The sequence below is a fragment of the Janthinobacterium sp. SUN176 genome, from assembly GCF_030587335.1.
Lineage (GTDB): Bacteria > Pseudomonadota > Gammaproteobacteria > Burkholderiales > Burkholderiaceae_D > Janthinobacterium > Janthinobacterium kumbetense.
On the sequence record NZ_JAPWIA010000001.1, the window covers coordinates 1,998,283 to 2,022,392 of the forward strand.

Sequence of the window (24,110 nt, forward strand, 5' to 3'; positions counted from 1 at the left end):
CCGCGCACGCTTGTGCCAGATCAAACGGCTGCGGTATCGGGCTTCTAAGATGGGCGACTCGTGCCCTCGTGACGGCAGGCCTATGACGCTCAAGGTGTGGCTGGAAATCATGCAGCAGGCGGCGGCTGGCAGTGGCGCCTTGCTGGCGGCGGCCTTGAAGCAGGCTCAGGTAACTATAGCCCGGCGGCACGATGGCGAAGAAGATGGAACGGGCATCGTGCTGTTCGCCGAAGCCAATACGGCGCTGCTGCAAGCGCTGCCGGCGCTGTGCAGCCATGCCCGCGTGCTGGCCATCGCCGCCTGCGGCCAGGCCCTCAGCTGCGCGCAACAGCGGGCCCTGCTGGCGGCCGGCGCGCTCGATGTGCTGCTGTGGCCTGGCGGCGCCGTCGATGCGGGCCAGGTGCTGGCGCGCCTGCAGCGCTGGCAAGCCGTGGCGCAGCTGCTGGCGTCCAGCGCCGTGCGCCAGCAACTGGTGGGCGGCAGCGCTGCCTGGACCGCCTTGCTGCACCAGGTGGTGGAAATGGCCGCCTTCAGCCAGGCCCCGATGCTGATCACGGGCGAGACGGGCACGGGCAAGGATTTACTGGCGCAACTGGTCCACCGCCTGGGCAACTGCCGGGGCGACTTCACCATCCTCGACTGCACCACCCTGTCGCCGGAACTGGCTGGCAGCGAACTGTTCGGCCATGAGAGGGGCGCGTTTACGGGCGCGGCGGCACCGCGCGACGGCGCTTTCGCCCTGGCCGACGGCGGCGTGCTCTTCCTCGACGAAGTGGGCGAACTGCAACTGCCCCTGCAGGCGCAGCTGCTGCGCGCCATCCAGGAACGCAAATACAAGCGCGTGGGCGGCAATACCTGGCAACCGACGCAATTTCGCCTCGTCTGCGCCACCAACCGCGCACTGGAAGACGAGGTGGCGCGCGGCGCCTTCCGCGCCGACCTGTATTACCGCATCGCCGGCTGGCGTTGCCAGACGCCGCCCCTGCGCGAGCGGCAGGACGACATCCTGCCGCTGGCCCGGCATTTCCTCGCCGAACTGGCCCAGCAGCAGCCGCCCCCGCTGGACGCCGCCGTGCGCGAATACCTGCTGCTGCGCGACTATCCGGGCAATGTGCGCGAGCTGCGCCAGACCGTCACGCACATCTGGCACCGCCATTGCGGCCCCGGTCCCATCACCATCGGCGCCCTGCCCCCCGAAGAACGGCTGCTGGCCCCGCCCTGGCCCGACCAGCACTTCGAAGCGGCCGTGCGACGGGCCCTGGCTCAGGGCTGCAAGCTGTCGCACATCGCGCGCTGCGCCACCGACATGGCCATCCGCCTCGTGCTGGCCGAGGAACACGGCAACAACCAGCGCGCCGCCGCCCGCCTGGGCGTGACGGACCGCGCCCTGCAGATACGCCGCAAGGCGGCCGCCTGCGCGACGCCAGCCGCGACTGCCGCCAGTATTGCGACACCGCCGGCCACGCCGGCCGCACCTTGATCTGCCTCAAGCCAGCCGCGCCAGCCGCAAGAAATTGCCACCCGTGATCAAAGCCGCATCCAGCGGCGGCAAGCCCAGCAGCTGAATCTTGTGCAATTCCAGCCCCGGATGCAGCCAGGGGCCATCCGAGCCGAACAAGACTTTGTGCGGCCCCGCGCGGCGCACGGCCTGCTGCAGCAGGTCGAAGCGGCGCACGCCCGAGCTGTCCGCATGGATGTTGCGGTGGCGCGCCAGATGGTCGACCAGTGCCAGCTGCGCCGCCCAGTCGTCGCCGAAGCTGCCCAGATGGGGCAGGATGAAATCGACGTCGGGATACTGCTGCGCCAGCAGTTCGGCCACGGCCACTTCGCCGGCCGGGTCGTACAGCACGGGCAAGCCGAAGAAGCGGGCCGCGTCGCACACTTCGCCGCTGATGCGCGCATCCAGGCGGTGCGCCTTGATGCCGACAAAACCGTAGCGCTCGACGGCCGTGCGCACCAGATCCTGGATGCGGCCCCGGTCGCGCCGCGCATGCACGAAGGCAAAGCCGTAGAAACGCTGCGGATCGGACGACACCAGACGCGCCACGCCATGGTTGGCGATGGCGTAATCGGAGTGGAAGGTGGCGAACAGCACGCTGCGGGCGATGCCGGCCGCCTGCGCGCGGCGCAGATAGGCTTGCAGCGGCGCATCGCTGTCCCACGGCCCGCTCAATCCGTCGCCCGGTCCCGCATGGCAATGGCAGTCGATGATCATCTTGCCGCGCTATTGCCAGTCGCCCATGACGACGATGCGGTTGCCGCGCCGGCGCCAGCGCCCGCTCTCGTCCTCATTCTGCGGCGCGGCCGAACGGAAGTGCGGCAGTTGCTGGTGCAAGGCCCGCGTCAGCGCGCTTTCCACGGCGCGCGCGCTGCCGTCGCCGTCGGCCGCCAGGCGCGCCGCCTGCCCCGCGATGCGCACGAAGCGGCGCGCCAGCTCCAGCTCGCGGTCGGCCGGCGCCGCGGCCTCCAGCTCCAGTTCCAGCGCATTGCTGGCGGCGCGCCCCAGGGCCGAACCGAGCGCCGTGCCCACGCCCGGTATCGGGATCATCGAACCGAGGGCGCCGCCGACAAAGGGCAAGGCCGTCTTGGCCACGGCCTTCAAGGCGCCACCCAGGGGCTTGGCCACCTTGGCGATGGTAGCACCCACCTTCTTGACGCCCTTCCACACGCTCTTGAACACGTTGCCGAGAAACTGTTCCAGCTCCTCCTCGCTGGACACTTCCAGCAGTTCCATGGCCAGCTGCAACTCTTCCTCTTCACTGAAGACGGCCGGGGCGCTCCCCTTGCCGGACCAGGTTTCGCCAAACTCCAGCACTTCAAACGCGGCGCCGGCCCGCTGGCGGCATTGGGCGCATTCACATTCGAATTGATGCATGGTGCTCTCCTTCTCAATAATGAACGGGCTCTCGTCAGTTCCACATTTCACCCAGCACGGCCAGTTCCAGTTCGCGCCGCTGGTTGGTCAGCACGCCGCGCTGGTTGGCGAACATGTCGTCGTGGATGCGCTGCTCGATGCGGCGCCGCTGCGCCGCCGAGGACAGGGCCGCCACGTACACCTGGTGACCGCTCAAGTCGACGCCCATCATCTGGCCGCACAGCCGGTGCTGCAGCAGGCGCCGGTGCAGATCGTCCGTCTGGCCGCTGTAGGCGCGGCGCCGTCCGCCCGCATCGAATTCGACCACGTACAGGCCCGGACCGCGGCCATTCGGGTCGCGCAAGGCATTGGCCAGCGGCCCCAGCGCCTGGTAGGTCAAGGCGGCCGCTTCCGGCACCCGGCCCATGGTGCCGGCCAGGGTGGGCGGGATTTCACCTTGTTGCCCGTCATCGTCCTGGCCCTGCCCTTGATCCTGTCCCTGGCCCGCATCGATGCCCGGCTCCGGCTGGTCGCCAAACGCCGGTTCCGCCACGGGATAGGCCTGCGGATAGAGGGTCGGGTAGATGGGCACGTAGCCGCCCCAGCCCCGGTAGCGCGGCGGCAGATAGGGCAAAGGCGGCGATGCGGGACGCGGCGGCCTGCGCGCCGGATTCGCCTGGTAGCGCGGCGGCGCGGGACGGCGCTGTCCGCGCAGGGGCGGCCGCGCGCGCAGCCCGCCGCCGCGCATGCCCCCGCGCGCGCCACCGGGGGGCCAGCGCTCGCCCTCCCATTCGGCCTCGCCCTCTTCCTCCCCCTGCCACTCCTGCGACCACTCTGGCGACCACTCCCCCTGCCATTCCTGCTCGCCGGCCGCTCCAGGCTGCCCCGCAAAGGGCAGCATTTCAAACGCTTCGTTCATATCGCCTCCTGATGTGATGTTCTAGCAAGCCCATCGCCTGCTCCAGTTGCCGTGGCGTCTGGTCGGCCCGCAGCAGAAAAGTCAGCGCGCCGGGACCGTCCCCCGCTTGCGCCAGCGACAGCACGCCCGCTGCGCGCAAGACCTGTTGCAAATGGGCGCGGCCGGGCAGGCGCTGCACGGGAAAGCTGCCACCCTGGCAGGCGATGCCGGCCGCCGCCATCCCCGCCCTCCATTGCGCCACCCGCTCCGCCAGCCTGGCGCGCAGGGCGTCGCCATGGCGCGCATTGAGCGCCAGCGCGCGCCGCGCCGCCGCCAGCACGGCTGCCGAAGGCGGACTGGCATGCACGCGCGTCTGGCTGTGCGCCGCGAAGCGCCGCAGCAAGTTGCCGCTGCCGGCCAGCACGGCCAGCGGCACGCCAAAGCCCTTGGCCAGCGAGGCGCCGACGATCAGGTGGCCGCCCCCCTTGTCGTAGCCGCCCGGCAAGCCATGCAGCCGCGCCGAGCCGCCACCAGCCGTGCCCATCACGCCCAGCACCTGCGTGTCGTCCAGCAGCAGATAGCCGCCCCCCTGGCGCGCCAGGGCCGCGTAGCTGGCCAGCGGCAAGACCTGTTCGCTGCCCGGCACATAGCCATCGGCCAGGATCAGCGGACGCCGCCCCTGCCGGCCCCAGTCCGCCGCCAGGCGCCGCAGCACCGCCATCTCGCCGCTGGGAAATATGCGCAGGGGCAAGCCCAGCGCCTGCGCCCGCTCGGCGCCCCAGCGCGCGATGGCGTAGCTGCCGCCATCGACGAGGATCACCAGCCGCTCGGCAGCGAGCATGCCGAACAGGTCCCAGAACAGGTGCAGGGTCGACGGCAGCACGCAAGCGGCCTCGCAACCTTGCAGCGCAGCCAGGCTTGCTGCCAGGGTTTGCGCGCCGGGCGGCTCCTGCAGCGCGGCCGGCTGTCCCTGAGTCAGGCTGTTCCACGGCGCCAGCGAAGCCGCCGGATGGCGCATGCCCAGGTACAGCGCACTGGTAAAATCGAGCATGCACGCGCCCCGCTCCCGTCCTAGACGCTGCGCAGCTGCTGGCTCAGGCGCTGGCGCAGCAATACCGAGGGCATCGTCGCTTCGATCGCCGGGTCGCTGCTGTCGACGGACAGGTCGACCCCGGTGGCGGCGCGGTAGCCGTGGATATAGCCCTGCACTTGCGGACGCCAGAAGCGCGCCCAGTTGAACGCCTGCGTGGGTTCGTAGATGTCGCTCCAGTTGCCGTAGCGCACGGAAAGCAGCAATTGCTCGCCAAAGATGGCCAGGTTACGGAAATGCATCACGCTCGTATCCGTCCAGCCTTGCAGTTTCTTCATGGCATCGACCCGGTCCATCCACGGTTCCGGATAGGCCACCATCACGCGCGTCGGCAAGAATTCGCGGAATTCGGGGCGCGCCAGCATCCATTGCTGCATCAGCATCTCGATGCGCGCCGTGGACGGCAAGTCGCCGAACTGGTTGTGCGCGCCCTGCGACAGGATCAAATGAATTTCCTTCAAGGCATTCAGCACGGGGAAGGCGTCCGCCTTCACCGTGGTGTCGTCATCCTGCTTGTAGAACGAGGTCAACAGGCGCAGCAGGTGGTGGAATGCTTCCAGGAATTTGGAGCGGCTGTCGGCCGGCCGGAAGTGCTGCACTGCCTTGCCGTCCAGGCGCACGCCGTAGTGATGGTCATACTCATAGTTGCGGCGCACCACGGTGAGCCGGTGCTGCTCATCCTGGGTGTAGCCCCACAGCAAGTTATTCAGCGGGCGCAGCATGTCGATTTCCGTGTTCGACAGGGGGTCGAGGCCGCCGCCGGGGGCGCGCAGGTTCTGGAAGCGTTGCGCGATGGCGTTCATGGTCTGCACCAGCATGCCCTCTTCGTGCCAGTACGACCAGATCAGTTCCAGCAGGCAGGGATTGGCCAGCTTTTCCTGGATGATGCCGAAGCACAGGTCCACTTCGCCTTCCTGGCCGCGCGGGATGCTGATGGGGATGTCGGGCAATTTGCGCCGGATCACGGCCAGATAGGGCAAGGTCTGGAAGCCGTCGATGTTTTCCAGGTAATCGTTGCGCAGCACGGTTTCCAGGTCGCGCCCCTGGGGGATGTCGCGCCGGTCCAGATAGGCGTTGTCTTCGGCCGGATTGAAGGCCAGCGGCTGGTTCAGCACGCCGCAATTGACCATCACGAACGCTTCCGTCGCCACTTTCAGCACGCGGTAGGAGTCCGAATCGGAGAACGGCAGCGCGCGGCGCTGCTTGAGCTGCTGGAACATGTCGGCCTTTTTGACGAAGCGCTCCTGCTCGAAGCCGCGCACGGCGGCTAGGTCACCGCAAAACAGGCTGTCCATGAAATGCAGGTAATTTGTAAACGACATCGCCTCGGTGCTGTTGCGTATCAAGGTCCACAGGGGCAAGTCTTCCGTCGGTTCCGTTTCCGTGCGCGTCAGCGACACGCCCACATTGCCCGAGATGGGCTGCGGCTGGCGCTCTTCCGTCTCGTATTCCGCATCCACGGCCAGCATGGCGTTCGGACTCAGCCCTTCCGGCACGGGCAAGGCGCCGCGCAGGTCGGGCCGCTGCGACAGCATCATCTGCGCCATGAAACGGTGCATGCCGGCGCGCCGCACGGGTGTGGAAAAGGCGTTCGGCGTGCCGCGCATGGGTACCCATGGCGCGGCGGCCAGCACCTGCACCTGGTCGCGCCCGTCCGCGCTTTGATCGCCGTCAAACGAGACGGTGGCCACGGCGCGGTCGCCCACCCTGCCGAAATTGCAGTCGCTGGGATGGCAGTCCGGCGTTTCGAAGGCCAGCCCCACCTGCGGGTTGAGCTGCGGCTTGAAGCACAGCACGGCACTGCAGCCGGCCTGCACCGTCACGCACTGGGGCGCCGTGGCGGGGAAATTGCCATACACGCCCACGTAGCTGCCCGTCGCCAGGTCGGCAAACACGGTGCCGCCACGGCCATCCGTCCAGCGCACGCCGACCAGCATGGCGGGGTCGGCTTGCCAGGCGGCGGCATTGAAATCATGGCAGTCCGCCTCGGCGCCCCGGTACAGGCTGATCGCGGCATTGACGACCATGGCCCCGCTGTCCTGCTCGTGCACGGTGACGACGATGCTGCCGCCCTGCTGTTTCGGCCCCGCCTGGCCCGCCGCCCCGCTCCTGCTGCCCATCTTGCCACCCATATTGCTGCTCATCTTGCTGCTCATCTTGCTGCTCATGTCATTCTCCTCAATGGATAATCAAACGGCCTGCCGGACCGGCGGCCATGCCGCACGACATCCGCGCACAGCTCCGACGTGTCCAGGGTGCTGCGCAGGGCCCAGTGGGTCAGCAAACGCCCCAGCAGCTCGCTTTCGTCTTCCGGGCTCAAGGTGCCGCTGGCGCGCGCCTGGCCCAGCACGGCGAACACCAGGGTCGGCGTCGCCTGGTACATCTGCGCCGGCGCCAGGGTCCAGCTGCGAAACAGCTGCGCCAGCATGGCCGGCTGGCGCGTGTGCACGGCCATGGCTTCGACCAGCGAGCCGCCGCGCAAGGCCGGCGGCCGGTGCTGCACCAGCAAGCCCACCAGGGCATCCATACTGGCCTGCAACTGTTCCAGCAGCCGCTGCCGGGCCGGCGGCAAGCCGGCCAGCGGGTAGTACGATAGCCACAACTGTTCCAGGCGGTCCCACTGCGGATGCGGATACAAGGCCCGTCCCATGGCGCAGCTCAGGCGCACCCGCAGCCATGGCACCGGATGGGGATCGTCGATATTCAGGCGGAAGACAAACACGCGCGGCAGGCTCACCACGCCGATCAGGCCCAGGGTGGCGGCCACGCCGACCCGCGCCAGCGACCAGAAGTCGGCCACGATCTCGGAAATCCACCGCTCCCACAACTGCCACACGTGCACCAGGCCGCTGCCGCCGTGCTGCATGGCTTGCAGCACGGGCCGCAAGGACGCCACCAGGTCCAGCAGCGCCGCGCCCTGGTGGCCTATTTCGTGCACCAGCGACGAGGCGATGCCGCTGCCGATCATGCGTTCGCGCGGCAGGCGGATGATGGCGACGGGATTGTCACCGCCGCCAGGCAGGCGCGTGCGCGCGCGGCGGATGGCCGCGCCAGGCCCCCGGTCCAGGTAGCAGATGACGGGCGGCGCCTGGTAGACATCGCCGGGCAGCGCCAGCGCATCGGCGGCAACGATGTCGAGGCCGGCCAGCCACACGCCCGTCTTGTGCTCGCTGCGCTGCGTGATGACCTCGTTGAACAGGTCGAACTGGGTCAGCGCGGCATTGAACTTCAGGCGCAGGAAAGTGAAGCGGCGCTGGGCCTCGGCGGCCGTGGCCATGCTGGCGCCGTCGGCGTGCTCGCGCCGCAGCCACCACTGGAACTGGGCCACCATGCGCCGCAAGGCCCGCCGGCCCTGCACCAGCTGGCTTTCGATGGCCGACTGGGCGCTGGGCATCAGGGCGGCCGCCAGCACCGTCGGCTCGATCAGCGCGAACGGTTCCAGCCGCGCCAGCCGCGTCAGCAGCGAGCGCGCCTCCTGCTCCAGCATCCAGGCTGCATAAGCGCCGATGGCCATGATGTCACACGCCGTACAGGACGATCTTGTGGCCCTGGCGTGCCCAGCGGCCGCTGGATGGGCGCATGCCGGCCTGGCTGCGCACGCCGGCCGGCGCCATGCCGCCCCCCGCACCCGCGCCGCTGCCGTTCTGCGTGGCGACCTGGCCGCCCGGGCGGCCCAGCAAGCCTGGCGCGAACTGGCGCGCCGCCGCGCTGGCCGCCGCCTGGGCGACGGCGCGCGGGTCGCCATTGCCGCGCGCTTGCGCGGCGCGGTTGACGGTATCGGCCGCCAGGCGCACGAACTGCTTCGCGCCCTCGAATTCGCGGTCTTCGTTCGACGACGCTTCCGCTTCCAGCCCCAGAGCGCTGCCGGCGGCCGAGGCCAGGCCGCTGCCGATCTTGGCGCCCAGCGGGCCGCCGAAATAGCCGCCGATGGCGCCGCCCGCCAGGGGAATGGCCTTCTTCGCCACGCCCTTGAGCACGCCGCCGATCGCTTGTCCCACGGGCGACTTGATGATGCCGCCCGCCACGGAGGCTGCCTTGCGCAGGAAATTGCCGAGAAACTGTTCCAGTTCGGCTTCATTGCTAACCGACAACAGTTCATTCGCCAGTTCCATCTCCTCGGCCTCGGAAAACATGGCGTTCGCGCCGCCCTCGCCGCTCCACTCGCCCTGGCCAAACTCGAACTGTTCCGCTTCAAAGCCGGACATTTCCTGTCCGTATTCCAGGGTCGTACGATCCAAGTCATGCATGATGAACTCCTCAAAGTTAGCAACTCGGTTGACATAACAGTGCCGGACGCAGCAGCCGTCCGGCTAACAATCGAGCACGACGATGTGCCCGCCCTCGCGGCGCCAATGGCCACCGTCCCTTCCCGGCGTTTGCGCCGCCTGCCTGAGCAAGCCTGGCGCCACGCGGCGTGCCACTTGCAGCAGGGCCGCGTCCACCCGCGCCCTGGGGTCGCGCGCGCCCAGGACGCCGTCCTGCGCCAGCGCCGTGTTGACGGCATCGATCAGCTGCACGACCTGGCGCGCCAGTTCGAATTCCTTGTCTTCCTGGCTCAATCCTTCCAGTTCCATGCCGAAGATGGCCGCAGCGCGCCGCTTGAGCGCCTGCGGCGAGCCACCATGCAGGGGCAGCAAGGGCGCCACCACCTTGCCCAGCAACTGGCGCAGCGGCCCTTCCAGCGGCGTGCCGCGCACTTGCTGGCCCGCCGCAGTGGCACCCAGCTGGCGCGCCAGGAAAGCGTCGAATTGGGCCGGCCCCTGCAATTCCAGCAACTGCGCCGCCAGCGCCAGCGCATCTTCCTGCTGCAGCGGCAGCATGCCCGGCGCGTCAGGCAATTCCATTTCAGGACGATAGGCGAGCAGGCGGCTGGTCATGACAGGCTCCGGTGGAAGGCGGGCGGGTGGCCCATGCCTCCCTGATGCAAGGGCCATGCCAGTCCGGCGCAGGGGAAGAATGGGACAGGATGGCGAACGGCGTTTCGCCGATAGCGTAAAAACCATGGTTTCCGGCGAAGCGGGTTTCGTTGTCAAGATGAGCTTTCAAACAAGCTTAATTGGCAGGAATGATTACGTCGCCTATCCGCCACAGTGCTCGCTATCGGCAAAAAATATTTTTCATTTTTAAAAAGCAAACTTCGCGCTACCCCGCCAAAAACACCACCAATACCATACCAACGGACGATAAAAATAAACGTGGCCAACACGTAAATAGTTAATTGGAAACAGGATTTTGGTAGGCAAGCCCTACAATTAATGGGCCAGAATTTGATTGCCTGAAAGAAACTAAATGATAGACCCTACCTTGCGCCGTTTATTGGCCATCACATTACTCAGCCTGCTTGCCGCCTGCGGCGGTGGCGGCGACAGCAAGACCGGCGCCACCCAGAACCCGGACATATCGGTCGTGCCGCCGACCACCACGGCCCCCGGCGATCCGGCCAACCCCGGCACCAAGCCGGGCGACACCATCCCGCCGCCGCCCCTGACCACGCCGCCGGCCAACCAGACAGCCACCTTCACGCGCGCGGAAGCGTCGCGCTTCCTGGGCCGCGCCACGTTCGGGCCGGACATGGCGGCCATCGACGCCCTCGCCGCCAGCGACAGCGACGCCTGGTTCCGCGCGCAGTTTTCCAAGCCGCAAACCTTGCATCGCAAATATATCGACGCCAAGTATCCCGTTGCGGGCGCGGCGGCCACCAAGGCCGTGCCGAACGACTTTTACGAGTCGTTCTGGCAGCAAGCCGTGCGCGGCGACGACCAGTTGCGCCAGCGCGTGGCCTTTGCCCTGTCGGAAATCTTCGTCGTGTCCACGCAAAACGAGAGCGTATGGACGCAAACGCGGGGCGTCGCCAGCTATTACGACATGCTGGGGCAACATGCGTTCGGCAACTTCCGCACCCTGCTGCAGGGCGTGGCCACCCATCCGATGATGGGGCTGTACCTGTCGCACCTGCGCAACCAGAAGGAATCGGCCACGCGTACGCCCGACGAGAATTTCGCGCGCGAAGTGATGCAGCTGTTTACCATCGGCCTGTACCAGCTGAATGCGGATGGTTCATTGAAATTGTCCGGCGGCAAGCCCATCGACACCTACACGCGCGACGATGTGGGCGGCCTGGCGAAAGTATTTACGGGCTGGAGCTGGGCCGGCCCGGACCAGGGCGCGAACCGTTTCTTTGGCAGCGTGGCCGATCCGGACCGCGACTGGAAACCGATGCAGAACTATGCGGCATACCACTCCACCAGCGAAAAGCGCTTTCTGGGCGTGAGCGCGGCGGGCGCCGCCGGCGGCGAAGCGGACATGGCGCTGGCCCTCGACACCCTGTTCAACCATCCGAATGCCGGCCCCTTCTTCGGCCGCCAGCTGATCCAGCGCCTGGTGACCAGCAACCCCAGCCCGGCCTATGTGGGCAGGGTTGCGGCCGCCTTCGCCAACAATGGTTCGGGCGTGCGCGGCGACATGCAGGCCGTGATCCGCGCCGTGCTGCTCGACCCCGACGCGCTGGCGCCAGCCGGCAGCAGCCTGCGCACGGGCAAATTGCGCGAACCGCTTGTGCGCCTGGGCAACTGGATGCGCGCCTTTCACGCCAAGGATGCGGCCTTGCAGTACCGCATCTATTACCTGAGCGATCCACTGTCGGGACTGGGGCAGAATCCCATGAACGCGCCATCCGTCTTCAACTACTTCCGCCCCTCGTACGTGCCGCCCAATTCGGCGCTGGCGACGGCGGGCCTCGTGGCGCCGGAAATGCAGATCACATCGGAGCCATCCGTCACCGGTTACCTGAACTTCATGCAGGACGCCATCCGCGGCGGCGTGGCGGAAAACAGCGCCGTGCAAGCCGACTACTCGGCCGAAGTGGCCCTGGCCGACCAGCCCGCCGCCTTGCTGGACCGGGTCAACTTGCTGTTAATGTCCGGCAATATGTCGTCCCGGCTGCGCGGCAAGATCCTGGCGGCCGTCACGAGCATCGCGATTCCCCCTGCCAGCGGCAGCAATGCCGCGCAAGTGACGACGGCAAAAACCTACCGCGTGCACCTGGCCATTTTCCTGGCCATGGCCTCGCCTGAATACCTGGTTCAAAAATAAGGAAGCAGCATGACCATCACCTCTCACTTCTCACGTCGCCGCTTCCTCGGCTCCATGCTGGGCCTGGCCGGCAGCGCGGCCACGCCATTCGCCCTCAACCTGGCCGCCATGGGCCAGGCCGCAGCCCAGTCCGCCGACGACTACAAGGCCCTCGTCTGCCTGTTCATGACCGGCGGCAACGATTCCTTCAACACGGTGCTGGCCACGGACACGCCATCGTGGAGCGAATACCTGCGCCTGCGCAACACGGGCAGCAACGATTCGATCCACCTGCCCGGCGTCGGCGAAACGGGCGGCGTGCTGCCGATCACGCCCGCCACGGCGCAAACGGGCCGCAGCTTTGCCCTGCATCCCGCCCTCGCTCCCGTGAAAGACCTGTTCGACGGCGGCCGCGCCGCCATCGTTGCCAACGTGGGTACCCTGATCCAGCCCCTGACCCTGGCGCAATACAAGGCGGGCAATGTGGCGCTGCCGCCGAAACTGTTTTCGCATAACGACCAGCAATCGACCTGGCAATCGGGCTTGCCGGAAGGCGCCAGCATCGGCTGGGGCGGACGCCTGGGCGACCTGCTCGGCACGGGCAACGCGAATGCGACGTTTACGGCCATCTCGGCCGCGTCAAACGCGCTGTTCCTCAGCGGGCGCCAGGTGCGCCAGTTCCAGGTGGGCCAGGCAGGCGCCGTGCCGATCCGCAATATCGGCGGCGGCTACCTGTTCGGCACCACCGAGGGCGAGACGGCCTTGCGCGACATCATCAGCACGGCGGGCGACGACATGATGGAGCAGGAACACGTGGCGACGGTACAGCGCGCCATTTCCAGCCAGAGCGTGCTGAGCGGCGCCATGCTGGCGGCCGGCGCGGGCGGCGTGCCCAATCCGCCGCCCTACATCAACCCGAACACGGGCGCGTCCAGCGTCAACCAGCTGGCCGTGCAATTGCAGACGGTGGCGCGCATCATCGGCGGGCGCGGTCCCCTGGGCGCGAAACGGCAAGTGTTTTATGTGACCCTGGGCAGCTTCGACACGCATGACCGCCAAAAGGAATTGCATGGCGACCTGATGGCGCGCCTGGCGCACGCGCTCGCGTATTTCGACGCGACCCTGGCCACCCTGCAGGGCGCCGACGTGCGGCGCCAGGTGACGACGTTTACGGCGTCGGACTTCGGCCGCACCTTCAGCAGCAACGGCGACGGCACGGATCACGGCTGGGGCGCGCACCACTTTGTCGTGGGCGGCGCCGTGAAGGGCCGCGACATCTACGGCACCTTCCCCGTCACGGGCCTGGGCCATGAGCTGGACGTGGGTTCCGGCTCCCTGCTGCCGACCACCTCCGTCGACCAGTATGGCGCCACCCTGGCCAAATGGTTCGGCGTGGCCGACAGCCAGCTGGCCGACGTGTTCCCGAACATCGGCAACTTCAGCCGGCGCGACCTGGGTTTCATGACGGCAACTTAACCGTTCACGGCCACCGTCAGGGTGACCACATAACCATCGGTGGCATTGCCCGTCACCATGGCCATCTGCAGGCTGGTGCCGTCGGCAAAGACATTGTCGGTGGCATAGCTGATCTGCGCCAGGTTGCGCACGCTGGCCGTGTAGCCGCTGGCCGTGTAAGCCTCGTTCAGCGTTGCCATCGGGAAGGTAAACTGCGACGTCTTGATGCGGTTCGCGGCGCTGGCCGCCTTGGCCAGGCTGGGATACACCTCGAAATGCACGTGCGGCATGCGTCCCGCGTAGCAGCCGGGAAAGATGGTCGTGAACGCCAGCTTGCCCGCGCTGTCCGTTTCCTGCACGCCGCGCAAATAATTTTGCGCCGTCACGCCGCTCGAATACAGCGAATACAGGCCGTCGCGGTCGCAATGCCATAAATACACGGCGTAGCCGGCCAGGCTGGCGCAGCCGCCGCTGGCGTTGAGCAACTGCAAATTGATGGTCAAGGGCACGCCTGCCGCCACGCCCGTGGCGCCATTGAAACTGGCGCGGATATCGCTGCGCACGACGCCCGACTGGTTCAGCACGTTGATGATGCTGCCGCCATTCGTGTTCGTGCCATCGGCCGGATACGGCCCGCCCGTTTCCTCGGGAATCACCGTGCAGGCGCCCGCGGTCGGTATCGTGACGCTGCCGGCGCCGCCGGACGTGCCCGTGACGGCGCCGCCGCTCGCGGCCGTGCCGCCGGCGTCCGACCCGCCGCCGCAGCTCATCAACGGCAAGGTGGCGGCGCCCGCCAGCAGCCAGCGCAGGACTTGCCGCCGTTCAAACGCCTGTTGCTGCATCATTTCGAGGTCGGATGCCAGACCGTGATCATGTAAGTCCATATGTATTCCATCAAATAGGGCAAGCTCGCCAGGGCAGGACTCAGGCTGGCGCACAGGAACAGCGCCTGCGTGGCCCGTTGCGCGAGCGCCTTCCTGGCGGCAATGGCGAGCTTGCGTTCCATGGCTCAAGCCGTTGTATCGACCAGGTTGCCGCTGGCGGACAGGCTGCCGCACGCACTCGCCGCGCCCAGGCTGCCCGACAGTGCCTGCAGGAAACTGCTCAGTTTGCTGCTGCTCGTGCCGCCCTCATCACCACCCAGCGCGCTGAGCAGGCTGGCAAAGCTGGACTGCAAGTCCGTCACGCTGCTGTCCGCGCTCTGCGCGCTGTCGCTGCCATCGCTGCCGGACGACGAGAGTTTTTGCAGCAGGCTTTGCAAATCCGACTCGATATTGCCGGGACCGCCGCGCGCGCCACCGCCGGGTGGCGGCCCCGAAGGCGGCTCTGCCCCCTCTTCTTGCCCGCCGGCACTGCCACCGCTCTGCGCATGCAGGCTGCCCATCAGCTGATGCAGGAAGGCGCCCAGCGCCTGGCCCGCGTCGCCGCTGCCGGCGGCACTGGCGCCGTCCGTCGCGCTTTCGCCATCGCTGGCATCAACCGTCACGCCGATCGATGACAAGGCGCTGGAAATGGCGTCGAGAAATGCGCCATCGTCGGGTTTTGACGGCCGCGTGCCGCCCGCGCCGCTGGTACTGCCGGTATTGCTGCCGCCGCCCAGGCGGCTGAACGCGCTCAGCTGGCTGGCGGCGCTGGTCGAACTCAAGGCACTGATGCTCATCTCACTCTCCTGTGCTTATTGGGGGCGGCGCGGGCCGGGGCGGCTGTCGCCCCGCTGCTGCGTCTGCTTGCGCTGTTCCGGCGTCAGCACGGCCAGCAATTGCTGCTCCAGCCGCGCCTGCTGCAAGCTGATCTGCGCCATGGCTTGCGCCGCCGTGCTGGCCAGCGCGCTGGCCTTCGCCTCGTCGTAGGCGCTGGAGGCGGCCAGCGCGCGCAGTTGCGCATGGGCCTTGAAGGCGATCTTTTCCTGTTCCCGCAGCAAGGGCGCCTGGGCATAGGTGGCGGCGAAAATCTTGTCCTGCTGCGCTTCGCTCAAGTCGATGCCGCGCAGGAATGGCGGCAAGCCTGGCGCACCGGGTCCGCCGGGTCCGTGAACCAGGCCGGGCGGCGGCCCTTCCATGGGTGCAGCTTCTTGCTGGGCCAGCGCCAGCAGCGGCATGCTGCAGGCGGACAGCAGCAACAGGGATATGGCAATACTCAGGTATTTCATCGGGCTTTCCTTTCGTGGCGATCAGCCCTGATTGTGGGCGTCTGGCATGTAAAGCAACGTTAGGGCGGCGTAAAAGCGTGTAAAGGAAGGTGCGCAAATGTAAGCGGACGTATGTAAAAGCGGGTAAAACCGCCCTGAACGGCCCCCTTTGACTGCTATCATCGGGCGATATTCACCCGAAAAAAGCACAGGCATGAGCAAGGTTTTGTTAATCGATGACGACGTGGAACTGGTCGGCATGTTCCAGGAATACCTGACGCAGGAAGGTTTTGACGCGCGCGCCGTGCATGACGGCGAAAGCGGCGCGGCCGAGGCGCTGACGGGCCTGTACGCCATCGCCATCCTCGACGTCATGATGCCGCGCATGAATGGCCTGGAAACCCTGCGCCGCATCCGCGCCGGCAGCAACCTGCCCATCCTGATGCTGACGGCGCGCGGCGACGATACGGACCGCATCGTGGGACTGGAGCTGGGCGCCGACGATTACGTGACAAAACCGTGCACGCCGCGCGAGTTGACGGCGCGCATCCGCGCCATCCTGCGCCGTGCGCAAGCCGCGCCGCAGGACACGTCGGGCCTGGCGCCGCTGACCGTGGGCCAGTTGACGATGTGGCCGGAACAGCGCCGCGTTGCCTGGGCCGGCGCGCACCTGGAGCTGACGAGCACGGAATTCAACCTGCTGGAAGTGCTGGTGCGCCATGCGGGCAAGCCCGTGAGCAAGAATCAGCTGTCCGAACTGGGCCTGGGCCGGCCCATGGCCCGCTTCGACCGCAATATCGACGTGCACTTGAGCAGCCTGCGCCGCAAACTGGGCAGCCTGGCCGATGGCCGCTCCTGCCTGCAAACCGTGTACCGTCTCGGCTACCAGCTGATCAAGGAGTAAGCGTGGGCCGTCTGTTCTGGAAGTTTTTTCTGTGCATCATGCTGGCGCAAGTGACGGCCACCATCGGCATCGGCGGCACCTTCTGGCTGAAAAACCGGGCCGCGCAGCAGGAACGGGCCCTCGACATCGACACCAGCCCGCCCGCGCAAATGATCATCGAGGCCGCCAGCGCCACCGTGGAAGCGGGCGGCAGCCAGGCCTTGCGGCAATTCCTGGGCAAGCTCGAACGCATGCGCGTGTTTGCTGTCGATGCCAAAGGGCAAGAATTGATGGGCCGCACGGTGCATCCCGCCATGCTGGCCAAGGCGCGCGCCATGCTGCAACAAAGCCAGGCCCATCCCGTCGTGCGCGACGTGGCCGGCAGCGACGGCAAGCGCTACCTGCTGTTCCTGCCCTCGTCCGAACGCTTCCGCAATGCCGAGGCGGGCGCCGCGCGCGACACGCTCAACGCCGTCACCCTGAGCGGCCCGCGCGCCATGGGACCCGGTCCACGCCCCAGCGAAGCGGGCGCCCCGCCGCCACGCGGCGAATTCGGCCGCGGCATGCCGCCCGGCCCGCGCATGGACAGCCCCTATCGCACTTTCATTCCCCTGGCCGCCGCCATCGCCGCCAGCCTGCTGTTCGCCTTTTTGCTGGCCTGGTATTTTGCGCGTCCCATCCGCGACCTGCGGCAGGCGTTCGAGGCCGCCTCGCACGGCAACCTGGCGCCGCGCTTCCACGCCAGCGGCAAGCGCGGCGATGAATTGACGGACCTGGGACGCGATTTCGACCGCATGACGGGCCGTTTGCGCAGCCTCATGGACAGCCAGAGGCGCTTGCTGCATGATGTCTCGCATGAGCTGCGCTCGCCGCTGGCGCGCTTGCAGGCCGCCATCGGCCTGGCGCACCAGCAGCCGGAAAAGATGGCCGCCTCGATGCAGCGCATCGAACGCGAAAGCGAGCGCATGGATAAGCTGATCGGTGAACTGCTGACCCTGTCGCGGCTGGAAGCGGGCGCCGTGCAAGCGGGCGCGGGGCACGCGCACAGCGAAGACGTCGGCATCGCCGACCTCGTGCACGACATCGTGGACGACGCCCGCTATGAAGCCAGGGCGCGCCTGATGGGCATCGACCTGGCGGTCGACGCGGCCATGGCCGACGCCAGCGTCACGGGCCAGCCCGAACTGCTGGCGCGCGCCGTGGAAAACGTGGTGCGCAATGCTATCAAGCACAGCCCCGACGGCGGCACGGTGGATGTCGAACTGTCGCGCCAGCATGATTGCTTGCGCATCGCCGTGCTGGACCGGGGACCCGGCGTGGCCAGCGCCGACCTGGCCCGCATTTTTGAACCTTTCTTCCGCGCCAGCAATACCCAGCACAGCACGGACGGCCATGGCCTGGGCCTGGCCATCGCCCAGCACGTCATCAACGCCCATGGCGGCCGCATCGGGGCCAGCTTGCGCAGCGGTGGCGGACTGTGCGTGGAAATGTTGTTGCCCGTCAAAACGCCAGGCTGACCTGTCGGCGAGCCTGGCGTCTTTTATGCGCGGAGTTGCTGTTACGCTTGCGTATCGATGATGCTGCCCAGGGTGGACGAGGTCGATTTGGCCGGGCTCGTCGCCGTATCGGCGCTGCTGGCCGGCTGAGCATCTTGCTGCGCCGCCTTCTGCGCGGCGGCAGCTTGCAACTGGGCAATTTGCGCCTGCAAGGCCTGGATTTGCTGCGCCAGCTGCTGCTGCAGCTTTTGCGACGCCTCCGTCTGCTCGCCCTTCTGCGACTCCGTCAACTGCTTTTGCGCCGCCGTGATCTGCTTTTGCAGCGCCGCGATCTGCGAACTGCTGCCCGAACTGGCGCTACTGGCCGCGCTGACCGCGCCGCCTGAACCGATTGCCGCTACCATGATGCCTCCTCAGTGTTTCGATACCAAGGTTAACGGCAAGCATGGGCGCGGATGTAGTGCCGCAGGTGTAAAGGCAGGTAAAGACAGAGAAAGACGGCTGGCGCCCCTCCCTTCACCGCGATCAGGTCTTGGGTAACGTTACGCCGACCTGGCCCTGGTATTTGCCGCCGCGGTCCTTGTACGACGTTTCGCACACTTCATCGGACTCGAAGAACAGCACTTGCGCCACGCCTTCGTTGGCGTAGATTTTCGCCGGCAGCGGTGTCGTGTTGGAAAACTCCAGGGTCACATAGCCTTCCCATTCCGGTTCGAACGGGGTGACGTTGACGATGATGCCGCAGCGCGCATACGTGCTCTTGCCCAGGCAAATCGTCAGCACGTTGCGGGGAATGCGGAAATACTCGACGGTACGGGCCAGCGCGAACGAATTTGGCGGGATGATGCAATAACCCTTGCCCGACACGTCGACGAAGTTGTTCGCGTCGAAATCCTTCGGGTCGACGATGGTGGTGTTGATGTTGGTGAACAACTTGAACTCGTCGGCGCAACGGATGTCATAGCCATAGCTGGAGGTGCCGTAGGAAACGATGCGGTTGCCGTCGCGTTCCTTGACCTGGCCCGGTTCGAACGGCTCGATCATGCCCGTTGTTTCCGCCATGCGGCGTATCCATTTATCGCTTTTAATCGTCATCGCAGGGGTATCTTTCTAGAATATCGGAATGGCTGGGGCCGCACGCCTGCTGCAGGCGTGGCCCGGATGGCAGGATTTTACGCGAAAAACCGCCACTTTTGGCCCTTGCCCGCTGAAAATCCTTGCCAGTCGGCTAGTGTTTCGCCAACAGCGAGGTGATCATCTCGCGCACCACTTGCGCCGTCAGTTCCGGGTTTTCCATGGGAAACAGATGCCCGCCCGGCACCTGGCGGAAAAATTTGCCGACCAGCTTGCGCGTGGCCGTCAAGCCCGCCTGGCGGCATTCCACCGATTCCGTGCCGCCGATAAAACCGATGGGCACTGGAAAACCATCCTTGACGAGGCCGCCGATGTGGTGCGGCAAGCTGCGGTAGACCTGCGTTTCCACTTCGCGCGTAAAGCGCAACTGCACCCCGTCCGGATGCGGCGCCAAGCCGCTGTCGATGTAATCGCGCAAGACTTGCGGCGCCCAGATGGCGAACATGTCCTTGGCGGCAAAATGCGCATACGCAGCTTGCGCATCGGGCCACAGCTTGCGCCGCCGGGCGGAAAAACGGGCGGGAGAGTAACGCTCGCCCAGCGCCGTGTTGCGCGCCAGCCGCACCAGCAAGGCCCGCCAGCCCGCCACCACGGGCGAATCGAGCAAGACCACGCAACGCACCAGGTCGGGCCGCTGCTTGGCCACCATAACGCTGAGCATGCCGCCCAGCGAATGGCCGACGAGAATCACGGGCGCGCTGTAGCGGCGCTCCAGGTCGTCGATATACTCGCGCACCAGCTCGGGCCAGCCCGTGCTGACGGGGTATTCTGGATCGTGCGCATGCATGTCGAGCGCCTGCACGGTGTAATGCTGTCCCAGCAAGCCAAACAGCTTGCGGTAAGTGCCGGCTGGATAACTGTTGGCATGGGCAAAGTGCAGTTGCGGGAGGGTCATCGTGGGTCGGTGCCGGTGAATGCGATAAACAATTGTAATGGCATGCCGGCAAGACGTATCAGAGGAAGGACTCTAATTGCCGGGGCGCATGGGCCATGCCGGGCACGAACGCCGCCAGCACTTCGCCCAGCTCGGCGTTTGAATCCACGACGCAAAAAGCGTCGTCGAACGCATGGTGACGGTTCATGGGATTGCGCACGACGATGCATTCCAGTCCGGCCGCATTGGCGGCGCGCAAGCCGCGCGGCGAGTCTTCCACGGCCACGCAGTCGGCGGCGGCTAGGCCAAGGCGCTGCAAACCCAGCTGGTAGCCGTCGGGCGCCGGCTTGCTTTCGCCATACATTTCACGCGTGAGCACGAAATCGAAGTGGCGCAACAAGCCCGTGGCCGCATGGCTGATCCGGAAATGCTGTTCGTAGGCACTGGTGACGACGCCCATGGCCACGTGCGGGCGCAGCGCCGCCAGCACTTGCCCGATGCCGGGCATGGCCAGCTGGCGCGCCTGGCGCAAGCGTTGCGCGAACAGCGCGGTGCGCTCGGCCCGCAAGCGTTCGACCAGTTCGATCTCATGGCCCTGCCCCAGCAGCACATGCCAGGCGCCGTAGTTATTGTCCAGGAACCAGTCAAAGAATTGCTTCGGCGTCAGGTCTATGCCGTAGGGCAAGAGCAAGTCGCGGTTGCTTTCGTAAAACAGCTGCTCGGTGTTGACCAGCACGCCATCGTTGTCCCACAGCACGCCCTGGATGGTTTTCATGGCTTGTTGTCGTTCAGAAACTTACTTGAAGAAAATGTCGTAGGACAATTTAACGATCAGCAACACCAGCAGCACGAGGAACAAAATGCGCACGAAGGCGGCGCCGCGGCGCACGGCGATCCAGGTGCCCGTCAGGGCGCCCAGGATGTTGCACACAGCCATCGGTGCAGCCACGGCATACACCACGTGACCGGCGGGAATGAAGAAGGCCAGCGCGGCCACGTTGGTGGCGATATTCACCAGTTTCGAGCAGGCCGAAGCGAGGATGAAATCGAAGCCGAAGACGCGGATGAACAGGAAAATCAGGAAACTGCCCGTGCCCGGCCCGAACAGGCCGTCATAGAAGCCGATGGCGCCGCCGATGACGATGGCGAGGATGCGTTCGCGCGGCCCGATGGGGCGCGCTTCGCGTGTCGTGCCGAAATCCTTCTTGATGAAGGTGTAGATGGCCATGATGATGATCAACACCAGCACCATGGGGCGCACCACCTGCTGCGGCACATACGACACAGCGGCCGCGCCGATGAAGGACATGACAAAGGCGCTGGCCACGGCCGGCAGCACCAGCAGCCAGGGGATGTGCACCTTGCCGACAAACGAGCGGGCGGCAAACGTGGTGCCGCAGGCGGACGCCAGCTTATTCGTGCCCAGCAAGGAGGTCGAGGCCATGTTCGGCATCAGGTTGAACAGGGCCGGCAGCTGTATCAGCCCGCCCCCGCCCACGGCGGCATCGATCAGGCCGGCAAAGAAGGCAAATAAACACAGCAGCGAGATGGTCAGCATGATAGGCAATGAGGAATGGGCGACAGCGGCAGTATAGGCGCCGTGGATTTTTCCGGATGCAACTTCATATTGCGGAAAACGCAATCAGGCGTAACGCTTGACGGAATGCGCCCCGTACGGTCTACTGGCCTCTTTTGCCGGGAGTCACGCAATGTCGATGAAACTGATGTGGGAGATCCGCGCCTTTTGCACCGTGGTGGAAAAGCGCAGCTTCATCCACGCGGCGCGCATGCTGGGGCGCTCGCCGTCAGCCGTCACGCGCGCCATCCAGTTCCTCGAAGACGCCATCGGCGCCGAGCTGATCCTGCGCACGCAAAAGCAGTTCACCCTGACGACGGCCGGCGAAACGTATTACGCGTCGGCCAAGCACTTGCTGGAAACGCAGGCCGAGGCGGAAGACCAACTGGCGGAACTGAGCAATTCCCCGCAAGGCTGGGTACGCCTGTCGGCGCCGGAAATCCTCTCGCTGGGCTTCCTGCCGAAAGTGGTGGCGCAATTCTCGCGCGACTACCCGAACGTGTCGGTGGATATCCATTTCTCGGACAAATCCATCGACCCCATCCAGGAAAAGCTGGACTTTGCCATCCGCGGCGCCTTTCCCCAGTCCAGCGAGCTGATCGGCTACCCCCTGTGGAATTACCGCCGCTACATGTACGCCTCGCCCGACTATATAGAACGCATGGGTGCGCCCGGGGAACCGGAAGAGCTGGCCGGCCACGACATCATCATGCACTCGGCCCCCCGCATCCTGCGCGACTGGCATTTCGTTTCCAGCGAACGCAACGTGCGCTACCAGGTGCAGCCCCGCTTCCGCTTCACTTCCGGCATCGCCACCTTCCAGGCGGCCCTGGAAGGCGCCGGCATCGTGCGCCTGGCCAGCTGGCTGGCGGAACCGGCCGTGGCCAACGGCACCCTGCGCAGGGTCTGTACGGCGTACCGGCTGACGTCATCGAAGGAGCTGGACCCCAGCATTCATGCCGTCTACGGCACGTCGAGGATGGCCAAGGGGGCGCGGTTGTTTCTGGAGTATGTCCGGCAGCGGGGACTGGAGATACCCGATGAAAGGACGAGCTAGTTGCAATTGACCGATGCCGGCAACAGTGCGCAGCAGAGTTGGCATCTTCGGACTCAAGAACGGTCATTCAGCACTGGCACCAAAGTTCATTTATTTTACAGAGAGATGTTAAAACGCTATCACAATTTAGCAACACAAAAAAATAAAAGAAAAATTAAATTTAAAACAAGGTGGAAATTTTAAAAATTCAAAATAAATATTCCTCAAAAATAAAAACAAATAAAACAAACCCAATAACCAAAAAAAATTCACAAATCTCCTTCCCATACCTCTCGAAAAGACTAATCCTCAATTTCCGGTAACAGAGTAGGATCCAATATCACTGTGTGCTGCCTAGGATTTCTTTCACAAATAAAAATATCCTCCTTGGACTCATCCTTATCACCGCAATGACGCAAAACCATATTTGACTCACACCAAGGACATATTGCAGTAAGGCTATTAATATACAAATTGTCCGCTGCACTCAATTCCACATAAAATCTCCTCAGCCAAATACACTCAAATCTCCGCCGCTTGAGTACCGACGGAGTAACCAATAGCATCATCCCGACAAAAAAAATCAACATCGCCAAAGGAGTCCAATTTGAAAATACTCCAAAAAACGAGGAAAATAACGTCAAAAATAATGACACACCTCCAAAAAAAGTTACCAAACCACCTACCTTAATCAATGCTAGCCTTCGGATAGATTTTCCTGAAAATGAAGGATGGCGTTCTATTCTCATCTGTTCAATACTGAACACTAGATGACCATTATCGGATTGAACTGATGTTTGCAATGGCTCTGGAGCATAATCAGGATAATACTTAAAAAACTCAGCCTTATCTTTAGTCAAATCAAACACAACCTCACTCCAGAAAAGTACGTGTACCGGAAATTTCCCTTGAAGCGTCCTTTCTGCGGACAGAATACGTACCTTCTCCTGCAACCTAGCATCACGATTTAACGTTGTCGCAACGTACAAAATTGCAATTGGAGGATTAAACGACTCCGCATTTCTTATTTCTTTCAAAATTATTTTTTCTGACAATTCATCTACTGTATTCTTACACTGAATCCCAATTGGTGTCACTCCGTTTATTATTCCAAAAATATCAACACCATCTTGGCGCTGTCCTGGGCGACCATTACGAAAAAAATCTGGACTTTCCCATCGAATTTTCACGGCAGACAATGTAATATCTTCGAACTCATCCCAAGAATTTGGTGGAAAAACTTTAACTCCTGCAATCGTAGGCATATGGCACATATTGTCAAAAATAATGAAGGATAAAATACAAATAAAAATACCAACAAAAATAATGATTTTTAATTGCGAAACTTAAATTCATGCTTTTAAATAACACGCAACACCTTTAAATATTACCCAATCCCGTAAATATTATTGCAACGCAAAAAAATAATTAACAAATTACTCATAATCAATACTCGATATAAATTTATTACAAAAATCCAAAATAACATTTACGGCAATTTACTTTCTCATAGATCGCAAAAATATTCGAATATCCAACAAATCACCTTAGAAACAATTAACTCACTAACATGCACTACTTACCCTATAAACCGGCAAAACTCCCCAATGCATGG

General features: G+C 64.3%; 24 protein-coding genes. 6 read left to right on the forward strand and 18 right to left on the reverse strand.

What is annotated here, in order from left to right; translation table 11 throughout:
• Positions 1 to 82 precede the first annotated feature (82 nt).
• Complete coding sequence (locus O3299_RS09065; RefSeq protein WP_305062108.1) at positions 83 to 1,480, forward strand: sigma-54 dependent transcriptional regulator; 1,398 nt, start codon at positions 83 to 85, stop codon at positions 1,478 to 1,480.
• Positions 1,481 to 1,486: 6 nt separating this feature from the next.
• Here the strand turns inward: O3299_RS09065 and O3299_RS09070 are convergent, their stop codons facing one another.
• The 8 genes from O3299_RS09070 to O3299_RS09105 all read right to left on the reverse strand — a co-directional run bounded on the left by O3299_RS09070 (position 1,487) and on the right by O3299_RS09105 (position 9,719).
• Positions 1,487 to 2,215 (reverse strand): amidohydrolase family protein, encoded by a 729-nt coding sequence (locus O3299_RS09070; RefSeq protein WP_305062109.1) that lies wholly within the window; start codon positions 2,213 to 2,215, stop codon positions 1,487 to 1,489.
• Between the two features lie 9 nt (positions 2,216 to 2,224).
• Positions 2,225 to 2,875 carry a hypothetical protein gene (locus tag O3299_RS09075; protein WP_305062110.1) on the reverse strand — a complete coding sequence of 217 codons (651 nt, stop codon included), beginning with the start codon at positions 2,873 to 2,875 and terminating at the stop codon, positions 2,225 to 2,227.
• A 34-nt stretch (positions 2,876 to 2,909) separates the two neighbouring features.
• A complete protein-coding gene (locus tag O3299_RS09080; RefSeq protein ID WP_305062111.1) occupies positions 2,910 to 3,773 on the reverse strand; it encodes a hypothetical protein in 864 nt (287 codons plus the stop codon).
• The gene (locus O3299_RS09085) at positions 3,757 to 4,803 is read right to left on the reverse strand and encodes an aminotransferase class I/II-fold pyridoxal phosphate-dependent enzyme (RefSeq protein ID WP_305062112.1); all 1,047 of its coding nucleotides are present in this window, start codon (positions 4,801 to 4,803) and stop codon (positions 3,757 to 3,759) included. The genes O3299_RS09080 and O3299_RS09085 overlap by 17 nt, the downstream gene beginning before the upstream one ends.
• A 20-nt stretch (positions 4,804 to 4,823) precedes the next feature.
• Positions 4,824 to 7,010, reverse strand: coding sequence for a hypothetical protein (locus O3299_RS09090; protein WP_305062113.1), 2,187 nt, complete (start codon positions 7,008 to 7,010; stop codon positions 4,824 to 4,826).
• Positions 7,007 to 8,356 (reverse strand): hypothetical protein, encoded by a 1,350-nt coding sequence (locus tag O3299_RS09095; protein WP_305062114.1) that lies wholly within the window; start codon positions 8,354 to 8,356, stop codon positions 7,007 to 7,009. Before O3299_RS09095 ends, O3299_RS09090 begins: the two co-directional genes overlap by 4 nt.
• A 4-nt stretch (positions 8,357 to 8,360) precedes the next feature.
• On the reverse strand, positions 8,361 to 9,089 hold the full coding sequence (locus O3299_RS09100; RefSeq protein ID WP_305062115.1) for a hypothetical protein: 729 nt from the start codon (positions 9,087 to 9,089) through the stop codon (positions 8,361 to 8,363).
• 63 nt (positions 9,090 to 9,152) lie between these two features.
• Positions 9,153 to 9,719 (reverse strand): hypothetical protein, encoded by a 567-nt coding sequence (locus O3299_RS09105; protein WP_305062116.1) that lies wholly within the window; start codon positions 9,717 to 9,719, stop codon positions 9,153 to 9,155.
• Between the two features lie 412 nt (positions 9,720 to 10,131).
• Between O3299_RS09105 and O3299_RS09110 the strand changes: the two genes are divergently transcribed.
• Both O3299_RS09110 and O3299_RS09115 read left to right on the forward strand, forming a co-directional pair.
• The gene (locus O3299_RS09110) at positions 10,132 to 11,934 is read left to right on the forward strand and encodes a DUF1800 family protein (protein ID WP_305062117.1); all 1,803 of its coding nucleotides are present in this window, start codon (positions 10,132 to 10,134) and stop codon (positions 11,932 to 11,934) included.
• Between the two features lie 9 nt (positions 11,935 to 11,943).
• Complete coding sequence (locus O3299_RS09115) at positions 11,944 to 13,389, forward strand: DUF1501 domain-containing protein (protein ID WP_305062118.1); 1,446 nt, start codon at positions 11,944 to 11,946, stop codon at positions 13,387 to 13,389.
• Here O3299_RS09115 and O3299_RS09120 read toward each other — a convergent pair.
• Genes O3299_RS09120 through O3299_RS09135 form a run of 4 tightly spaced genes read right to left on the reverse strand, consistent with a single transcriptional unit; the run spans position 13,386 to position 15,517 of the window.
• A complete protein-coding gene (locus O3299_RS09120; protein ID WP_305062119.1) occupies positions 13,386 to 14,252 on the reverse strand; it encodes an intradiol ring-cleavage dioxygenase in 867 nt (288 codons plus the stop codon). The two genes, O3299_RS09115 and O3299_RS09120, sit on opposite strands and share 4 nt — an antisense overlap.
• Positions 14,210 to 14,374, reverse strand: a complete 165-nt coding sequence (locus tag O3299_RS09125) for a hypothetical protein (protein ID WP_171985041.1) — start codon at positions 14,372 to 14,374, stop codon at positions 14,210 to 14,212. Before O3299_RS09125 ends, O3299_RS09120 begins: the two co-directional genes overlap by 43 nt.
• Positions 14,375 to 14,377: 3 nt before the next feature.
• Positions 14,378 to 15,028 (reverse strand): hypothetical protein, encoded by a 651-nt coding sequence (locus O3299_RS09130; RefSeq protein WP_305062120.1) that lies wholly within the window; start codon positions 15,026 to 15,028, stop codon positions 14,378 to 14,380.
• Between the two features lie 15 nt (positions 15,029 to 15,043).
• The gene (locus O3299_RS09135) at positions 15,044 to 15,517 is read right to left on the reverse strand and encodes a Spy/CpxP family protein refolding chaperone (RefSeq protein ID WP_305062121.1); all 474 of its coding nucleotides are present in this window, start codon (positions 15,515 to 15,517) and stop codon (positions 15,044 to 15,046) included.
• A gap of 193 nt (positions 15,518 to 15,710) precedes the next feature.
• Here O3299_RS09135 and O3299_RS09140 point away from each other — a divergent pair, with 193 nt between their 5' ends.
• Together O3299_RS09140 and O3299_RS09145 are read left to right on the forward strand one after the other, a co-directional pair.
• Positions 15,711 to 16,400, forward strand: coding sequence for a response regulator transcription factor (locus O3299_RS09140; protein WP_251348393.1), 690 nt, complete (start codon positions 15,711 to 15,713; stop codon positions 16,398 to 16,400).
• Positions 16,401 to 16,402: 2 nt separating this feature from the next.
• The gene (locus O3299_RS09145) at positions 16,403 to 17,896 is read left to right on the forward strand and encodes an ATP-binding protein (protein ID WP_305062122.1); all 1,494 of its coding nucleotides are present in this window, start codon (positions 16,403 to 16,405) and stop codon (positions 17,894 to 17,896) included.
• A 41-nt stretch (positions 17,897 to 17,937) separates the two neighbouring features.
• Here O3299_RS09145 and O3299_RS09150 read toward each other — a convergent pair whose 3' ends face one another.
• The 5 genes from O3299_RS09150 to O3299_RS09170 all read right to left on the reverse strand — a co-directional run bounded on the left by O3299_RS09150 (position 17,938) and on the right by O3299_RS09170 (position 21,441).
• Positions 17,938 to 18,279 carry a FlxA-like family protein gene (locus tag O3299_RS09150; protein ID WP_289904749.1) on the reverse strand — a complete coding sequence of 114 codons (342 nt, stop codon included), beginning with the start codon at positions 18,277 to 18,279 and terminating at the stop codon, positions 17,938 to 17,940.
• A 121-nt stretch (positions 18,280 to 18,400) separates the two neighbouring features.
• Entirely contained in the window at positions 18,401 to 18,970 is a 570-nt protein-coding gene (gene dcd / locus O3299_RS09155; protein WP_034755486.1) for a dCTP deaminase, read from the reverse strand.
• A gap of 133 nt (positions 18,971 to 19,103) precedes the next feature.
• On the reverse strand, positions 19,104 to 19,904 hold the full coding sequence (locus O3299_RS09160; RefSeq protein WP_305055727.1) for an alpha/beta fold hydrolase: 801 nt from the start codon (positions 19,902 to 19,904) through the stop codon (positions 19,104 to 19,106).
• A 58-nt stretch (positions 19,905 to 19,962) separates the two neighbouring features.
• Complete coding sequence (locus O3299_RS09165) at positions 19,963 to 20,658, reverse strand: HAD family phosphatase (protein WP_251348389.1); 696 nt, start codon at positions 20,656 to 20,658, stop codon at positions 19,963 to 19,965.
• A gap of 21 nt (positions 20,659 to 20,679) precedes the next feature.
• Complete coding sequence (locus O3299_RS09170) at positions 20,680 to 21,441, reverse strand: TSUP family transporter (RefSeq protein WP_034756294.1); 762 nt, start codon at positions 21,439 to 21,441, stop codon at positions 20,680 to 20,682.
• Between the two features lie 151 nt (positions 21,442 to 21,592).
• Here O3299_RS09170 and O3299_RS09175 point away from each other — a divergent pair, with 151 nt between their 5' ends.
• Complete coding sequence (locus O3299_RS09175; protein ID WP_305052259.1) at positions 21,593 to 22,516, forward strand: LysR family transcriptional regulator; 924 nt, start codon at positions 21,593 to 21,595, stop codon at positions 22,514 to 22,516.
• Positions 22,517 to 22,797: 281 nt separating this feature from the next.
• Here O3299_RS09175 and O3299_RS09180 read toward each other — a convergent pair whose 3' ends face one another.
• Positions 22,798 to 23,760, reverse strand: a complete 963-nt coding sequence (locus O3299_RS09180) for a hypothetical protein (RefSeq protein WP_305052260.1) — start codon at positions 23,758 to 23,760, stop codon at positions 22,798 to 22,800.
• Positions 23,761 to 24,110: the final 350 nt, after the last annotated feature.

Coding starts and splice junctions, on each gene's coding strand:
- O3299_RS09090 (WP_305062113.1), bottom strand. CDS start 7,010: ATGAGCAGCAAGATGAGCAGCAAGATGAGCAGCAATATGGGTGGCAAG.
- O3299_RS09070 (WP_305062109.1), bottom strand. CDS start 2,215: ATGATCATCGACTGCCATTGCCATGCGGGACCGGGCGACGGATTGAGC.
- dcd (WP_034755486.1), bottom strand. CDS start 18,970: ATGACGATTAAAAGCGATAAATGGATACGCCGCATGGCGGAAACAACG.
- O3299_RS09120 (WP_305062119.1), bottom strand. CDS start 14,252: ATGGACTTACATGATCACGGTCTGGCATCCGACCTCGAAATGATGCAG.
- O3299_RS09180 (WP_305052260.1), bottom strand. CDS start 23,760: ATGCCTACGATTGCAGGAGTTAAAGTTTTTCCACCAAATTCTTGGGAT.
- O3299_RS09075 (WP_305062110.1), bottom strand. CDS start 2,875: ATGCATCAATTCGAATGTGAATGCGCCCAATGCCGCCAGCGGGCCGGC.
- O3299_RS09175 (WP_305052259.1), top strand. CDS start 21,593: ATGTCGATGAAACTGATGTGGGAGATCCGCGCCTTTTGCACCGTGGTG.
- O3299_RS09135 (WP_305062121.1), bottom strand. CDS start 15,517: ATGAAATACCTGAGTATTGCCATATCCCTGTTGCTGCTGTCCGCCTGC.
- O3299_RS09080 (WP_305062111.1), bottom strand. CDS start 3,773: ATGAACGAAGCGTTTGAAATGCTGCCCTTTGCGGGGCAGCCTGGAGCG.
- O3299_RS09110 (WP_305062117.1), top strand. CDS start 10,132: ATGATAGACCCTACCTTGCGCCGTTTATTGGCCATCACATTACTCAGC.
- O3299_RS09095 (WP_305062114.1), bottom strand. CDS start 8,356: ATGGCCATCGGCGCTTATGCAGCCTGGATGCTGGAGCAGGAGGCGCGC.
- O3299_RS09140 (WP_251348393.1), top strand. CDS start 15,711: ATGAGCAAGGTTTTGTTAATCGATGACGACGTGGAACTGGTCGGCATG.
- O3299_RS09085 (WP_305062112.1), bottom strand. CDS start 4,803: ATGCTCGATTTTACCAGTGCGCTGTACCTGGGCATGCGCCATCCGGCG.
- O3299_RS09170 (WP_034756294.1), bottom strand. CDS start 21,441: ATGCTGACCATCTCGCTGCTGTGTTTATTTGCCTTCTTTGCCGGCCTG.
- O3299_RS09105 (WP_305062116.1), bottom strand. CDS start 9,719: ATGACCAGCCGCCTGCTCGCCTATCGTCCTGAAATGGAATTGCCTGAC.
- O3299_RS09165 (WP_251348389.1), bottom strand. CDS start 20,658: ATGAAAACCATCCAGGGCGTGCTGTGGGACAACGATGGCGTGCTGGTC.
- O3299_RS09100 (WP_305062115.1), bottom strand. CDS start 9,089: ATGCATGACTTGGATCGTACGACCCTGGAATACGGACAGGAAATGTCC.
- O3299_RS09065 (WP_305062108.1), top strand. CDS start 83: ATGACGCTCAAGGTGTGGCTGGAAATCATGCAGCAGGCGGCGGCTGGC.
- O3299_RS09115 (WP_305062118.1), top strand. CDS start 11,944: ATGACCATCACCTCTCACTTCTCACGTCGCCGCTTCCTCGGCTCCATG.
- O3299_RS09125 (WP_171985041.1), bottom strand. CDS start 14,374: ATGGAACGCAAGCTCGCCATTGCCGCCAGGAAGGCGCTCGCGCAACGG.
- O3299_RS09160 (WP_305055727.1), bottom strand. CDS start 19,904: ATGACCCTCCCGCAACTGCACTTTGCCCATGCCAACAGTTATCCAGCC.
- O3299_RS09150 (WP_289904749.1), bottom strand. CDS start 18,279: ATGGTAGCGGCAATCGGTTCAGGCGGCGCGGTCAGCGCGGCCAGTAGC.
- O3299_RS09130 (WP_305062120.1), bottom strand. CDS start 15,028: ATGAGCATCAGTGCCTTGAGTTCGACCAGCGCCGCCAGCCAGCTGAGC.